The sequence below is a fragment of the Enterobacter chengduensis genome, assembly GCF_001984825.2.
GTDB lineage: Bacteria > Pseudomonadota > Gammaproteobacteria > Enterobacterales > Enterobacteriaceae > Enterobacter > Enterobacter chengduensis.
This window is the reverse complement of sequence record NZ_CP043318.1, coordinates 467,165-482,847: the sequence shown is the minus strand read 5'-3', so window position 1 is coordinate 482,847 and position 15,683 is coordinate 467,165. Positions and strand designations below refer to the sequence as shown.

Sequence of the window (15,683 nt, the reverse complement as noted above, 5' to 3'; positions counted from 1 at the left end):
AGGGATCCGATAATGCCACATACGCTGATGAAACAGCTGACAGAAATGAAACTGACGGGAATGGCGGCCGCGCTGTCCTCACAGATGGAGCAACCCGGCACTTACGAAGAGCTCTCCTTCAGGGAAAGACTGGCGTTGCTGGTCACGCGCGAATCACTCGAAAGGGATCAGCGTAAACAGAAACGTCTGCTACAAAAAGCCCGCCTGAGGCTTGAAGCCTCGGTCCAGGACATCGACTACCAGCCAGCGAGAAACCTGGAACGTTCTCGGATCGCTCAGCTAAGCCAGAACGAATGGGTGGTCAGGGGGCAGAACCTGCTGATAACCGGCCCCTGCGGTTGCGGCAAAACCTATGTGGGCTGCGCCCTTGGCAACAACGCCTGCCAGCAGGGTTACAGCGTACAGTACTGGAGACTGAACCGGTTGCTGGTTGAACTGACGCACAGCCGCGCAGACGGTAGTTACCGAAAGCAGCTGGCTCAGCTGTCAAAAACGCAGCTGCTTATCCTGGATGACTGGGGCCTTGAGCCGTTGCTGCCAGCGCAGCGTAACGATCTGCTGGAACTGATGGATGACAGATACGGAAAGAACGCCACGGTGATGATAAGCCAGCTGCCAACGGATGAGTGGTATGGCTGCGTTGGCGATAACACGCTGGCAGACGCGATCCTTGATCGTCTGATGCATAACTCCCACCGGCTGGAAATGAAGGGTGAGTCGATGAGAAAACGACTGGCACAGGTTGACTGAAAGTGAACGGTCGGTGTAATAAAAAGAAGTTAGGGCGCGTTAGGGAATAACGCGTTCACGTTCCTCCGGAATAACCGTTCAACTTCGCCAGAATACGCACGCGTACTTAATCAGTAGCCGTAACATCATAAACCCTCACTAATCCTGTAAGTTAACTTGCCCTGCACCGACCTATCTCCCCAGCGCAATCCCGGTTTCGCGGTGTCTGTTACGGCCGTATTTTCTCATTTCTCGTCAGCCACAGTGAGGCTCTTTCAAGAGCTGGGTTGTATGAAAACGACAAAAACACAGCCGACAATAATTTACAAAATAACTTGTTGACCCTGTATTTACTACAGGGTTTTTAATACACATCAACAGGTGAGACGGCGATGACGCCGGTATCACCAGATGACCAGATGACCAGATAACCCAAGGAATATGACCATGAAAAACATCAAACTGCTTGCTGCTGCCGGTATGCTCTCCGTAGTTTCTTTCTCCGGCTTCGCCCAGTCCGTCAGCGTTACTGCTGACACCCTGAACAACGCGGAAGCGAAAATTGCCGCTATCGCCCAGGAATCCGGTGCTTCGTCCTACCGCATCACCAGTGCAGACCAGAAAAACGTTGCCCGCGTGACTGCAGTACTTGATAAGTAATCCGGGACGGTATTACCCTGAACCTGAGCAGTAAACGCGTGAGATGGTCGCAGAGGGAACTGCCGGACTGACTGCCACTATAGTGGGGGTCACCTCCGGTTCCGCCGGCGACCTCACATGCGGACACACCCTCCAGGACAACCCTATCCCTGTTGTCCGTTTTCCTTGATGACTGTTTTAGTCAGGTTACCCCCAGGTAGCCTTTTTTTTTGTCCTTATCCCACCAGAAAAAACAGCGTAAGGGTGTTGACCCTGTATGAACCACAGGGTTTTTAATACACATTAACAGGTGAAACGGCGATATCTGATGAAGAGGAATATACAGATGAAAAAATTTAGCGTGACTGCAGTACTGATTCTGACTGGCATGCTCTCATCCGGAGCTATGGCAACCTCGTTCCTGCCGGAAACTTGCTCGGATATGGACATCTCTGTCCGGACAGACTATGTCAACCATGAAGACGTGAGCCACGTCTTTGACTGTCAGCCAGTGATCTGATGTAAAAAAACGGTCGGATTAATTTTCCTTTTAAGTGCGTTAGTGCCTTTGAATTTTTTTCGGGTCCAGAACTTCACCGCGGTCAGACCCAGCGGGAGCCCTGATGTCGTCACTGCCAGGCTCGAATGCATCAGGATCCCACAATTGACACCTGCATCATTCCCCATCTTGATTAGGTGTGATTGCCTGCAAATCCTACTGCATCAGGGTTATCCCGGTGGTAGCCAAATGTTGTGGTGTCCTGAAGCAGTAGAATCTTCTCACCTTGCAGCGCATATATCCTTTGACTGGTAGCCTCGGAATGTCCCTGCAGCAGGTGCTGCTCATCAATCCTGTCACTGGAAAGGAACCGGTAAGCGGCTTTTGTTGCTGCATTATCCTGGCAGGCAAAAGGGAGGCTGTTGCCCATCCCCCGCCAGAGTTTTTGCATGAGACTTTTAAAACGACTGGCACGGCGGCGATCGCTAAAGACAGAAGAATTAATTTCCTCATCGAGCCATGAAAGCGAAGTCTGTTCCTGATTAATCATTCAACCATCCCTGAAAGTAATTTAGCTGATTATCATAATGATTACCTTAATATAATTGTGGGTAGTTGCAAGTCTCGCTGGACGCTTACAATTAACCCAATTCGCTTGATACATCAGATTGATTCCCTCCCTGAAAACAGTGCCGGTCTAAACGGAAGTCTCCTGTCTTACAACCAGCAGAAACACGGTGCATAGGGCCAATCCATGGTATAAGCAGTCAGTCTGAAAAAAAAAGTCTTGACCCTGTAGCCACTTCATGGTTTTTGATATGAACTGGATTCGTACTTAGTGCAGCGGTAAACAAATACCTCATTATTTTCTGCCATTTTCCCTTCGTGTTACCGCGTATATTGATATCAGGCAAGCTAAAGGAATTACCTGAATGAGAATAGTTACACTCGTAATATCTGCTGTAGCTTTGATGCCGGGAGTTACAGTCCCTAATGCGATAGCCGGTTTTATTGAAGACAGTAAGGCCAATCTCACACTCCGCAATTTCTATATTAATACAGATAATCGCAGTGGGGACGGGTTCAGTAAACAGGAAGAATGGGGACAGGGGTTCATCCTCAATTACGATTCAGGTTATACTGAAGGGCCAGTGGGATTCGGACTGAGCACTCTGGGGCTACTGGGCATCAGACTTGACGGAGGAGGTAAAGCAGGCTCACCGGCGTCAGGTCGGCAACCCGGTACAGTATTTCCGCTAGACAATGATGGCAGAGCGGTTCATCAGTTCGGTAGCCTGGGGGTTACCGGCAGGGCAAAAATATCTGATACGGAACTCCGTTATGGAACGCTTCAGCCCAAAAATCCCGTCGTTATATACAACGATGCCCGCCTTTTGCCCATGACATATCAGGGAGGACAAATATCATCAACAGATATCGACGATCTGAGTCTGACCGGCGGCGTTCTCACACATACAAAAGGACGTAACTCCACAGATATGCGCGGAATGTCCATTGCCGGAGCCAATGGAAGTGGTCCCACTTCACGGAGCAGTAATCGTTTTTATTTCGCCGGTGGTGACTATACTCTTATGAAAGACATGACTCTCTCATACTATTACGGTGAGCTGGATAATTTTTACAGACAAAACTATATCGGACTGGCACATAACCTGAAAATCGTTTCCGGGAACCTGAAATCAGATATTCGTATATTCATCAGCGATGCAGACGGAAAGAACGGAAGTGCTGCAGGACGGAGTGCCGGATATGTAAGTACTGGTTATTACGGAAATAATCGCACAAAGGGAGAAGTGGACAACAATGTTTATAGCGGTCAGTTGACATGGTCTTCTGGAGGTCACAGTGTGAGCAGTGGTTATCAGTGGCTGACGGGGAAAAGTGACTTTCCATATCTGAATCGTGGTGATGGAGAAGGAACAAGCACCTGGTTAATTACTGATGCACAATTGCTAAAATTCAGCAGGGCGGGGGAGCGAACCTGGCTGGCACGGTACGCCTATAATTTTGCTGATGCAGGGCTCAAAGGGCTGAATCTAAGTATCCTCTATCTGAACGCCGATAATATTGATACCGGGAATGGGCGAAAGGGGGAATGGGAACGGGATATTGCCCTGAGTTATACTATCCCCGAGGGAATACTTAACGGACTTGGCATCTCCGTAAAAAATGCCACAATGCGCAGCGCTCTGCCTGACACAAGTAGAAAAGGCTCTGCTGGACAGCGTGACCAGGATGAAACCCGGGTTACAGTCAGTTATACCCTTCCTCTTCTCTGATATAGTGTTTCCGGTCTGTTGTGCTGTTGAGCAGGACAGACCGGAATGACGTTCGCAGGCAGCAGAAGATTTATATCTGGCTGTCAGTCCGGTAGTTATTTCTGTCCCGGTTCTCCACTCAGGTCCGACTTAAAACATATCGTTTTTACTGCCATTTAAATAAAGAGTAGCCTTGCATGTCATTATTATCAGTTTTAAAGTATCCGGATCCCAAATTGAAGATCATTGCAATGCCCGTCGAACATATTTCACCGATAACCCGGCAATTTATTAAGGATATGATTACCACTATGTACGGTACATCCAGTGTAGGTTTAACAGCAACCCAGGTTGGTGTTCACCAAAGGATTGCTGTAATTGATGTCCCTGAATCGCTGGTGCAACCAATAGTATTAATTAATCCGGTAATTGCTGAGAGTAAGGAAGAAAAAAATATCACTGAGGAAAAATGTCTTTCTATACCAGGAACCAGTCGTTTTGTATACCGTGCAGAGAAAATAAATGTCACCGCTCTTGATGCTTTTGGGAATACAATAAATTTTAGTGCAAGTGGTACTCTCTCGATCTGTATACAGCATATGATAGACCATATGAACGGGATTCTATTAACTAAGAGCCTATCTCAATAGGACTTTATTCCAGACGATAAGACCACAGGCAAAATGCAACATAGCCTCGTAATTTTCGGCCTTCTTTTTCCATCGGGTCAGAACCCGGCGAAAGCGATTCATCCAGCTATGAGTCCTCTCAACGCCCCAGAGAGGGGCTTTGAAGTCCCTGTTTTTACTGGCGTCAGACTCCTCTTTACGGGACTGAATATGTGGCTCGTAACGGCGACTCTGCAGATACGTTTTCAGCCATCCAGCTTCGTAACCTTTGTCCAGACAGAGCCTGAGTTTCCCCCCGGATGCCCCGCCTGAAGGGCATCGAGCGTATCCGCAACCAATTTGATGTCGTGCGTGTTCGCTGCTGCGACGACCAGCGACAGAGGAAGCCCCCTGGCGTCCGTCAGCAGGCTGCGCTTTACACCTTGTTTCCCTTTGTCCTTAGGATTGCGACCTGTTTTTTGTTCCTGACAGCGGCGATTTGGTCATACAACCGTCCATCGACAACCAGGACCAGTCAATGCTGTCCAGATGCTCGCAGGCAAGCAAACCGTTCTGCCAGAAGCGCTCAAAAATGCCTGAATCGTGCCACTCCTTAAAGCGCCGGTGTGCAGAACTCGATGAACATATCCCGGTGGCGTTCAGACAACCAGTCCTGAGGAAGAAGAATATGGCATCCATGGCAGCGCGGTTATCAACGCGTTTCCTGTATGTATCGAGTGGATGGCTGGTTTTGTGCTCAGGGATACCCGGTCATTTTTTTAGGCTCGATGCAGAAAAACAATGAAGTTTCAATTTTATCATTGCAAGCCTTTCATTCACTAAAACTCCTCGGCCAATCCGAAACTGGTGACTGTAGTAATTTCTTACAGGCTAAGACTTGCAGTAACTTGAAGGTAAGGGGGAGGATGATAAAAATTCATGAAGATCGCACTGAAATAATTCATTAAATCGGTTATTGAGTTGGATTGGCGCAAAATAATTAAAAATGTCTTTAAAACATAGCGTTATCCATTGAATAACATCAGACCACTAAAATGGCCTGATGTAAAGGATGCTAATACCTATCTCAGGCATCAATAGTGATATCACCGGCAGGAATGCACTGGCATGTCAAACATGCACCCTCATCAGAGGGTTCCACACCATTCAGATGCTGCACGTTCCCGGCAATCACCTTAGTTGAACAGCTTTCACATTGTCCAACACGACAACCACTAGGCATTTTAATCCCAAGTTTTTCTCCAAAATTCAGCAGAGTACCTTTATCCGTGGTCCAGATCTCTTCTCTTCCTGATTTTGCAAAAATTACTTTATGACGTAATGAGGGATCATTATTTATTTTTGTCGGAGAACGAAATATCTCGTAGAAAATAGCAAATGCAGGTACACCTCTCTCCTGAAGCCCTCGGGATATCGCATCCATCATAGGCTGCGGACCACACATGTAATAACGAGCATTATTCTCAATAAGATATGCCTCGACATCTCCCGCACCAACATAACCAGCTCTATCATAATCCAATCCTGGAATATCACAGTCGAGGGGCTGGTTGTAGATATTAATTACTTTAAGCCTGTCAATAGACGCATTTAGCTCCGCAATTCTTTTCTTAAACGCATGTAGCCTACTATTTTGATTAGCATAGAAAAGCCAGATTTCCGGACCTTCCGCTTGGGGGTTAATAGACTCCAGATAGGAAATGAATGGAGTAATTCCAATACCGCCAGCAAATATTACGACAGGCTGGACGGCATTGAGCGGGACAATGAAATTCCCCCCAGGAGGCGTAAGTTCAACATCCTTGCCTATCTGCAAATGCGTGTTTATGTAGGATGACATTATTCCTTCTACATATTCACCTTTCTCATCAGTCGCTTTCTGATGACGGACAGAAATGGAATAGGTTTTACGGTCATGAACAAACGCAGGGCCTGTCAGCGAATACGCCCGGGTAACGATCTCTTCAGAATCGCTCATCGGACAACAGCTAACAGTGATATGCTGGCCCGGTTCATAATCAGGTAAGTAGCCTTCACTATTCGATTGGAAGGTAACTGTCGTAACATTATCTGCTTCTTTTTTCAGTTCAATGACTTTGAATGTTTTACGACCTTCCCAGGGGCGTCTTATCAGCTCAAAATCATTCAAGCGGCGAATGCGGCAGCGGAATGAACGCAAAGGTAAAGCACCGCTGACTGGATCATAGCTATCACCGCTGATTAAGCTATTGTAATTGCTACTGTACTCACCTTTAACCGGGTATGAAGGTTTGCCAAAATCAGGACAAGCCTGCCACCACCCAAACTCAGCAATTACAGTTTCATGAGAGAGTTTGGCTTCCACTTTTGCTCTAAATCGAGCAAGACCTGCTCTCGTTTCAATTTCTACCCAATCCCCCGTCTTGATACCTTCTTCGTCAGCCAGAGCTGCCGAAATGTCTACCGTTGGATAAGGTGCTTTTTTTCGTAGGCTAGTCAGGCTTCGATGTTGGCTATGACAGAAGAATCCGCTTTTAACGGATGTCAGCATTAGTGGATAATCAGGATCGTTGCGCTGGTATTCTTGCGGCTGTACATACTCAGGTAAAGGATTGTAACCATAGCGATGAAGGATCTCAGAGTAAAACTCTGCACGTTTTGTTTCTGTATTGAAACCTGCCAGATATCCACTATTTGGGTCTCTGAAAGCATATTTTCTGACTTTATGCTCAAGCGGGATATCGTAACCTTCTGGCTTATTTCTGAGCATCTCAACAGTCAAACCTAATGGTTCTAGTTGATAATTCCAGGCTGCCTCAATATTGCCGTCGAAGAACGCTTCATTCATTCCTAACCGGCATGCAAGATCGAAAACAATCTCAAGGTCGGAACGGCTTTCACCGCGCGGAGAGACCATTTTTTTTCTCAACTGAATGTGGTCCTGAGCAGCAGCACTACTTTCAAACCCGGTTCTTAGGCCTTCGCGCTCCCAGGCAGTGTTTACTGGCAGAAGGATATCAGCATACTTTGATGTAGGCGTTTCAAACAAATCTACATGGGCATAAAACTCAAGTGCCTCAAGCGCCTGTTGTCCGAGAGAAGTATCACTTTGTGAAAGTAATATGTTGGCACCAAAGCCAATTAACCCGCGAATTTTATAGGGTGTACCTTCTAATACTGAATGCCAGATATCCTGAGAATGAACCCAACCTTGTGAAGGCGGCCCGATAGGCCTTTCTTCAAGACCTAATGCTTTATCCCATTGTGATTTTGGCATCAGTGTCGGTGAATTAACCACATTCACCGGGTGGCTGGCATAGATTCGATTACATCCTTCCTGATCGAAACAACCGGTTAAAGCATACAGTGTCGCAATCGCACGTTCTGTTTGGGTGGCATTAGTGTGTTGTGCCACTCCAGACCAACTGTGGTAGGCGATTTTCTTGGCCCCGGCAATCAAACTCGCAGCGGCTTCAATTGATGCAACAGATACCCCGGTGATACGGCTTACGTTTTCTGGGTCATAATTAGCCAACATATCTTTAAAAGATGAAAACGCCGTTTGGCAGGAAATTTTTGCACCATCAGCTATTGCAACTTCAACATTACCCTCAAGTGCAGCTGTAGGCGTCAGCGTTTCTTCAGTTCGAGTCTCGGAATCGATAAATGTGACTTGCTGGTTGTGTTCGTCCCAAACTGTATAGCGATTACTGATGGCAAGTGGGTTAATATCTTTTTCCCGAAGAAAATAACCATTATCATTTCGAACCAACAAAGGACCATTAGTCCAGTTTCGAACAAACTCATGATTAAACAGGTTTCTTTCTACCAGGAGATGGCTTAACCCCAAAGCTAATGCACCGTCAGTTCCAGGATTGACATCAAGCCAGGCATTTGCTTCTTTCGCTAAAGGTGTCGGGCGAGGATCCACGACGATCAGTTTTGCACCGTTATTTCGACCAGTACCAATCGCACTAGCCTGGGCAAGCCAAGTATTCGCGGGGTTATGCCCCCAAAGAAGGATAAGATCGGCATGGGAATAGTCAGCAACAGGGATGCCGCAGCCAAAGGTCCATCGATGTGCAACGTCTTTATGCCAGTTACATATTTCAGTTCCATAGCTGGTGTTTGGGCTGCCATAGATACGAACAAATCGCTCTAACCATTCAATTGCATCGCTGAGGGGGGTACCGCTTGGGCTCGTAAAACCGAAAGCGACAGATTCAGCTCCGTTCTCTCGTTTAAATTTTTCCAGTTGTCCGGCTATCGTTGACATAGCCTCTTCCCAACTTATACGTTTCCAGCCCGGGTTCTCGGCACCTTTAGGATGGGTTCTCTTCATCGGGTACAGAATTCTATTTGCGCTGTCCACCAGCTCAGGTGCCGCTTTGCCCTTCATACACATGGCCTTACCATTAGGATGTTCAGGGTTGGCCCGTACCTTGATCAGGTGGTCATTTGCTACTTCATTCAACGTCCCGCAACGCGAACGGCAAAGTGTGCAATATCCGGGAATAATATCTGACATTGTAAACCTCACTACTAAAAACAGTTAATATATTTTAAAAACCACATTGCTTTCTTTTCACCCAAGAATTACTAACCCAATTAATGTTAATATCATCTTGTTTTGTGGGCGTAATTTCAGTTGAAATTACTGTCATATATGGGTAGCGGCTAAGTAATTTCAGGGCCAGAATCTGATTCCTGCAAACCGTTAACATCTGCAAGATACAGTGCACGCAAAATAGGGCATTCAGGCTTATCATCCCCTGCACAGCAATCAGAAAGCGTTGTAAGTATTGATGCCATACGCTGAAATTCTTGAATTTTTACAGTCAACTCGCGGATGTGTGACTCGACTAATTTTTTCACATCAGCGCTTTGGCGCGAATGGTTACCCCAAAGACAGAGAAGTTCTCCTGTTTGCGCCAGAGAGAAACCTAACTCCCGACATCGACGTATAAAATGCAATTTGTACACATCAATATCGCTGTACATCCGATACCCGGCTGCAGTTCTTGCAACTTCCGGTATTAATCCCGCCTCTTCGTAATAGCGGATCATTTTGGCGGAAACTCCGGATAACCGGGCAGCATCACCAATGTTCATCCTTACCTCCCAAAATGTATTCTGTTAATATCAGATCCAGTTTCAAATGACGTCGTTTCTGACACTCTTACCTTGCATACGTAGTGATACGGTTACCGTTTGGCTCATCAAGACTTAGTCGATATCCAGCCTAGACCTTCCCGTGGTGGTAAGGTCAAGAAAAAAATCATCAAGATAAGCTGTGTAAAAAACCAGATGTGACGAACATACTCATATCCCTTATGACCACATACTTAATGACTCAAAACACTCTTCTTTGGGTTTAGAAAGGATGGTTTCTCTAGTGGCATCATTTTTATATTCACCAACACTCACTAATTCCCATGATTCGACATCATTCAACAGTGCAAGCATCAACTTATTATTTAATGCATGCCCTGACTTATAAGCATGGTAGGCGCCAATAATATTATGGCCTGATACAAAGAGGTCTCCAATCGCATCCAGTGTTTTATGTCGCACAAGTTCGTTATTAAATCGCAGACCTTCCGGATTCAGAACGCTATATTCATCAAGCCCTATCGCATTGTTCAAACTTGCCCCTAACCCAAGACCTTTTTGTTGTAGAAGTTCTACATCACGAACAAATCCGAAAGTTCTGGCATCAGCAATCTCGCTAATATAGTTTTCTTTCGACACTTCAATATTTAATCTATTAGTCTCAGCAGAAATCAAGGGATGCTTAAAATCAATCATAAAATCGATCGAGAACTTTGAGTCTGGATGCAAAAGAGCCCATTTGTCGCCATCTTTTACGGAAACCGTTTTTTTTATCAGAAGATATTTTTTTAGCGCACACTGCTCTATCAAACCAGCGTGCATTATTGAGTCTATGAATCCTCTGGCACTCCCATCGAGAATGGGAAGTTCTGGAGCATCGAGCTCCACCAAGAGGTTATCAAGCCCCATGCTAGACACCGCAGAAAGGAAATGCTCGATTGTTGAAACTCGAACTCCCTGAGGGTTGATAATGCTTGTTGCCAGCATAGTGTCATGAATCTGATCGGCACGGAGCTGAATATCAACAACAGGAGTTACATCTGTTCTACGGAACCGTATGCCACTATCGGCACCAGCAGGCATGATTTTCATGTTAACGGTTTTACCGCTATGCAAGCCAATACCGTTTAATTCAACAATATTCTTGATAGTTTTTTGCTTGATCATGGAGACCTCTGTTTGCTCTAGCGACTAGGCAGAACGTCCGCAACAAGGTTCCATTGATGATTCCCCCTATTGCTCTGTTCATCGTCCTCGCTACTCTCGACTTGGTTCCATTAAAAACCATGAAGTTGATATAGGGTCAAGATTTTATACGATATACACATCAAGCATCTTGCATGAGTCGCACTGACTGACCCGGGTTAGTTACCATCATATTCTTTATGGTTGAGACCATACGGAAATCAGTGAATTAAAAATATTTATTCATCCAAAACACAAATGGTTTTAAGAAAGCCTAATGCCCTTCTTGTAAAATTATTCAAGATAGTCAAGTATGTTTTTTATATTGTCAATTAAGGCGACATGCAGGTCAGGGTCATCACATTCATCTGAATGGCAATAGGAAATATGTTGAAGTATAATTCTTTTTTTGAATTCACTAACTGTACACTCCAACTCATACACCGACCGTACGATATCAATACAAGGTTCATCATCGATTAAAAAATCCTGCATTTTATTATACTTATCAGTCAGATCTTCTATCATAGAAATTAATACGGGGTCATTAACTAACATTGGCATATCTCTCCTCATAATCTGAAAGTAAAGATGGACACAGCGCTGATAAATTCCAATTCCCTTGCTTGCGGTACCGACCGGGAGGAAGATGAAACTTGTTTTTAAAAGCTCTCGTGAAAGTTTGTTGCGAATTAAAACCATACTGAAGTGCAATGTCTAGGACTGTTCTGGAAGTCAATTTCAGATCAATCGCAGCACATGATAATCGACGAGCACGAACATATTCACCCAGCGCAACACCGGTCGTCTGTTTAAACAAACGTTGAAAATGCCATCGTGAATACCCAGACTTCTCAGCAATAAATTCTACTGGCAAGGTTGTATTCAATGAACTTTCAACCCACTGCAAAATATCTTTGACAACACTTTCAGAATATTTCCTGGTGTCCATTCTCTCCCCCCAAACCATATTCTATGAATATATTCAAACCAGAATACGGTCTCTGAGTCTGTCATCCATGAAGAACTCAGGGACCCAACTCTTTATTTTCGTAATAACCTCAGGCCATTTGCCACAACCAGAAGACTGGCACCAACATCAGCAAATACAGCCATCCACATAGTTCCCATTCCCATGAGCGTGAGTACAAGGAATACGGCTTTAATACCTAGAGCGAGGCTGATATTTTGCACGAGTAAGCTGTACGTTTGTCGGGATAATTTTACAAAGGCTGGGATTTTACGCAGGTCATCATCCATTAAGGCTACATCTGCAGTTTCAATCGCCGTATCAGTACCCATTGCGCCCATAGCAAAACCGATATCAGCTGCAGCCAGAGCCGGTGCATCATTGATACCATCACCAACCATCCCAGTGATTCCAATCCGTGAATGCTCTTCAACTGCACGATGTTTATCTTCTGGCAATTGATTCCCTCGAGCCTCATCGATTCCAACCTGAGATGCGATTGCTTTAGCTGTATGTGGGTTATCACCAGTCAGCATAATAGTTTTAACGCCAAGTTCATGAAGTTGTTCAATCGCTTCACGGCTGCTGTTTTTAACAGTATCAGCAACAGCGAACAACCCAAGCACTTGCTTACCATCATTGAGTAAAATAACTGTTTTACCCTGGCTTTCCAGCCTTTGTACTGTTGCTTTAATCTCTGATGGACAATTAAAGTGTTCTTCAGTCAAACGCAGGTTACCAAGGTAAAAATCCTTACCTGTAATCGCGCCATGCACACCTCGCCCAACAATCGCTTCAAAGCTGTCAACATCCTGCTTTTTCAAATCAGCAGAAGCATTCACAATTGCCAGTGAAACAGGGTGATCAGAGTAACTAGCGAGACTAGCTGCAGTAGTACGAACTTCACGCTCGCTCCACCCATTGAATACCATTACGTCGGTTTGTACTGGTTTCCCATAGGTAATAGTTCCTGTTTTATCCAGCGCAAGGGCTTTTAGCTTACGTCCCTGCTCAAGATAAACACCGCCTTTAATGAGAATCCCTTTGCGAGCAGCTGCAGTAAGTCCACTAACAATCGTTACTGGCGTAGAAATAACCAGGGCACATGGACACGCAATGACAAGCATAACTAAAGCTTTATAGATCCACTCCTGCCATGTTCCTGCCCCAAACAATGGTGGCAATACAGCAACCGCAACAGCAATACCCATAACGACGGGGGTATAAATCTGGGAAAAGCGGTCAACAAAACGTTGTGTAGCTGCTTTGGCGCCTTGCGCCTGCTCAACGGCATGAATGATGCGAGCAAGGGTTGTATTATTTGCAGCTGCAGTGACTTTATATTCAAAAGAGCCTGACTGATTTATTGTTCCAGCAAATACAGCATCGCCCGCAATTTTATCGACAGGCATACTTTCACCTGTAATTGGAGCTTGGTTAATGGTGGTTTGGCCTTTGACGATTTCTCCGTCGAGACCAATTCGTTCACCTGGTTTTACCCTGACAATACTGCCCGGTTGTACGCTACTGGCGTCAACTTCCTGCCATGTTCCATCAGCTTGTTGGACCATTGCAGTTTCAGGAGTCAGGTTCATCAGGGAACCTATTGCATTTCTGGCTCTATCAAGTGATTTGGCTTCTATCAGCTCGGCAATGGTGAATAACACCATAACCATCGCCGCTTCTGGCCACTGCCCAAGGACCAAAGCCCCAGTAACGGCAATACTCATTAGTGCATTGATATTCAAGTTGCCATTGCGAATCGAAATCCAACCTTTTTTGTAGGTTGTCAGACCACAAGAAAGCACTGCTATCAAAGCCAACCCAGCTTCTAGCCAGTCAGGCATATCAGCCCAGTGCATCACTTCGGCTGCAAGAGCAGCTACGCCAGCAAGAGCTAATGGCCACCAGGGCTTTTTTTTCTCCTGGGTATTTTTCTTGCCGCTAGTATTATCAGAGACTTCTGGCGCGAATCCCAACGAGCGAATTGCAGCCATGATAGCTTCAAGCGAATCCGGTGTATGGGTTACAGTCAAAACACGCTGCATCAGGTTGAAATCAAGCTCTTTAACAGCGCTCATTCCACCCAGTTTCTTTTTGATAAGATTTTCTTCAACAGGACAATCCATCTGCATAATGCGAATTTCTGTCCGTAATCCACCAGCCACAACCTGCGAGCCCCCTAGGCTACTCAATTGTTCTGGAGCAGCGGAGCAACAATCCCCCTCATGGCCGTGATCGTGGCCTTCATGAGAATGCTCTTGCGCGGCATGAGCATGGTTACATCCCTTATGATTATGCTCATCATGCGAATGCCCTTCGCCGCCATGGCTATGGGCATCATGATTATGGCCTTCATGGTTATGGCCTTCATGGTTATGACCTTCATGGGAATGATCATCACTGCATTTCTTGTGATTATGAGCCTGCTGATCATGTGCATGATCATTTGCTTTATGTGATTCACCAGTATTCTTAACCCGGAGTCCTGTCCCTAAATTGAACGTTTCACAGCAACTAGCCGCTTCGTCTCCTGCAGGGTTTTTGCTATTTTTTACACCACCACTCATTTTCATTGCCTCATCTGTTAACTATACTGACGATTAAAGACCCTAATCTAACTAGAGGGTCAAGCGCATAAGGGGGGAGGCATGAAAATTGGTGAATTGGCCCGTAAGGCGGATTGTCCGGTGGAAACTATTCGGTACTATGAGAAAGAAGGATTACTTCAGGCTCCATTAAGAGATATTGAAAATAACTATCGCCGTTACAACAATACTCATCTGGAAAAGTTATTATTTATCCGACGCTGCCGCTCTCTTGATATGACCCATGAGGAAATACGTGCATTGCTACTGGCAATGAATAATCACGGTAAAGACTGTGGCCCCATTGATGCAATAATCAGTGCCCATCTCACTCATGTTCAGCATCGTATTAAAGAATTAATAGCCCTGGAAATACAACTCAAAGAACTTAATAACTATTGCAGCTCAGACCGGAGCGTGGACGAATGCGGGATAGTACAGAAATTGACTGCTGATGAAGAGAATGGTGATCTTCCTTTAACCGTACCAACTGACCACTTGGGGGGTGTGCATTAGTGGTGTGCGCTTATAAGTTGATTAGACTGATGGCGTAACACAAGCCCATACAGCTTTGTGCTACGCCATCATGCCCTTAAAATAAGGGGTCAGGCTTTTTCCATTTCGTTACCACGAGAACGACGTTGCACTGCCCCTTCTCTCTTACCAGGATGGCTTTTAGCATCAGCGGTCATTAATGTCTGGAGTATTGGGCATTCAACTCGCTCATCCCCAGCACAGCTTTTGATCAGAGCTCTGAGTGTATCTGCCATTCGTCGCATATTTTCCATACGTCGCTCTAAATCATCCATATGCTCTTGTGCCAGACGTTTAACATCGGCGCTCTGGCGAGATTTGTCATTCCATAACTTGAGCAAATCGGCTATCTCTTCAAGAGAAAAACCAAGATCGCGCGCACTGCGGATAAAAATCAGACGATGGACATCATTGGGTGCATAATCACGGTAGCCCGCTTCGGTACGGCCAGTAGCAGGAATCAGACCAATTTGCTCGTAATAGCGAATCATCTTTGCGGAGATTCCTGATTCGTTCGATGCTTTACCAATGTTCATAGCT

13 protein-coding genes and 1 pseudogene are annotated in these 15,683 nt (G+C 45.6%); 5 read left to right on the top strand and 9 right to left on the bottom strand.

Annotated elements, in window-relative coordinates; translation table 11 throughout:
• Window positions 1–9 precede the first annotated feature (9 nt).
• Both istB and FY206_RS02335 read left to right on the top strand, forming a co-directional pair.
• Window positions 10–750, top strand: a complete 741-nt coding sequence (gene istB / locus FY206_RS02340; protein WP_269150626.1) for an IS21-like element helper ATPase IstB — start codon at window positions 10–12, stop codon at window positions 748–750.
• 426 nt (window positions 751–1,176) lie between these two features.
• Window positions 1,177–1,389 (top strand): YdgH/BhsA/McbA family protein, encoded by a 213-nt coding sequence (locus FY206_RS02335; RefSeq protein WP_016154425.1) that lies wholly within the window; start codon window positions 1,177–1,179, stop codon window positions 1,387–1,389.
• 671 nt (window positions 1,390–2,060) lie between these two features.
• Here FY206_RS02335 and FY206_RS02330 read toward each other — a convergent pair.
• Complete coding sequence (locus FY206_RS02330; protein ID WP_016154428.1) at window positions 2,061–2,417, bottom strand: IS4/Tn5 family transposase DNA-binding protein; 357 nt, start codon at window positions 2,415–2,417, stop codon at window positions 2,061–2,063.
• Window positions 2,418–2,799: 382 nt separating this feature from the next.
• On the opposite strand from FY206_RS02330, the gene FY206_RS02325 reads away from it, so the two are divergent.
• Together FY206_RS02325 and def are read left to right on the top strand one after the other, a co-directional pair.
• Window positions 2,800–4,167, top strand: a complete 1,368-nt coding sequence (locus tag FY206_RS02325) for an OprD family outer membrane porin (RefSeq protein ID WP_016154429.1) — start codon at window positions 2,800–2,802, stop codon at window positions 4,165–4,167.
• A gap of 176 nt (window positions 4,168–4,343) precedes the next feature.
• Window positions 4,344–4,796 (top strand): peptide deformylase, encoded by a 453-nt coding sequence (gene def, locus FY206_RS02320; protein WP_016154430.1) that lies wholly within the window; start codon window positions 4,344–4,346, stop codon window positions 4,794–4,796.
• On the opposite strand, the pseudogene FY206_RS02315 reads toward def, so the two are convergent.
• From FY206_RS02315 to FY206_RS02285, 7 genes and pseudogenes are all read right to left on the bottom strand, one after another.
• Window positions 4,785–5,519: pseudogene (locus tag FY206_RS02315) on the bottom strand (IS5 family transposase). The gene def and the pseudogene FY206_RS02315 sit on opposite strands and share 12 nt — an antisense overlap.
• A gap of 322 nt (window positions 5,520–5,841) precedes the next feature.
• Complete coding sequence (locus tag FY206_RS02310) at window positions 5,842–9,282, bottom strand: molybdopterin-dependent oxidoreductase (protein ID WP_023302365.1); 3,441 nt, start codon at window positions 9,280–9,282, stop codon at window positions 5,842–5,844.
• A 149-nt stretch (window positions 9,283–9,431) separates the two neighbouring features.
• Entirely contained in the window at window positions 9,432–9,866 is a 435-nt protein-coding gene (gene cueR / locus FY206_RS02305) for a Cu(I)-responsive transcriptional regulator (RefSeq protein ID WP_023336667.1), read from the bottom strand.
• A gap of 219 nt (window positions 9,867–10,085) precedes the next feature.
• On the bottom strand, window positions 10,086–11,033 hold the full coding sequence (lpxC, locus tag FY206_RS02300) for a UDP-3-O-acyl-N-acetylglucosamine deacetylase (RefSeq protein ID WP_023302364.1): 948 nt from the start codon (window positions 11,031–11,033) through the stop codon (window positions 10,086–10,088).
• 312 nt (window positions 11,034–11,345) lie between these two features.
• A complete protein-coding gene (locus tag FY206_RS02295; RefSeq protein ID WP_223175622.1) occupies window positions 11,346–11,615 on the bottom strand; it encodes a hypothetical protein in 270 nt (89 codons plus the stop codon).
• Window positions 11,599–12,003, bottom strand: coding sequence for a helix-turn-helix domain-containing protein (locus tag FY206_RS02290; protein WP_071532327.1), 405 nt, complete (start codon window positions 12,001–12,003; stop codon window positions 11,599–11,601). Before FY206_RS02290 ends, FY206_RS02295 begins: the two co-directional genes overlap by 17 nt.
• Before the next feature lie 92 nt (window positions 12,004–12,095).
• Window positions 12,096–14,591: a heavy metal translocating P-type ATPase gene (locus FY206_RS02285; RefSeq protein WP_016154432.1), complete on the bottom strand. Its 2,496-nt coding sequence runs from the start codon at window positions 14,589–14,591 to the stop codon at window positions 12,096–12,098.
• An 81-nt stretch (window positions 14,592–14,672) separates the two neighbouring features.
• Between FY206_RS02285 and FY206_RS02280 the strand changes: the two genes are divergently transcribed.
• Window positions 14,673–15,125: a Cd(II)/Pb(II)-responsive transcriptional regulator gene (locus tag FY206_RS02280; RefSeq protein WP_009654812.1), complete on the top strand. Its 453-nt coding sequence runs from the start codon at window positions 14,673–14,675 to the stop codon at window positions 15,123–15,125.
• A gap of 89 nt (window positions 15,126–15,214) precedes the next feature.
• On the opposite strand, the gene cueR (FY206_RS02275) is transcribed toward FY206_RS02280, so the two are convergent.
• Entirely contained in the window at window positions 15,215–15,679 is a 465-nt protein-coding gene (gene cueR, locus FY206_RS02275; protein WP_016154433.1) for a Cu(I)-responsive transcriptional regulator, read from the bottom strand.
• Window positions 15,680–15,683 lie beyond the last annotated feature (4 nt).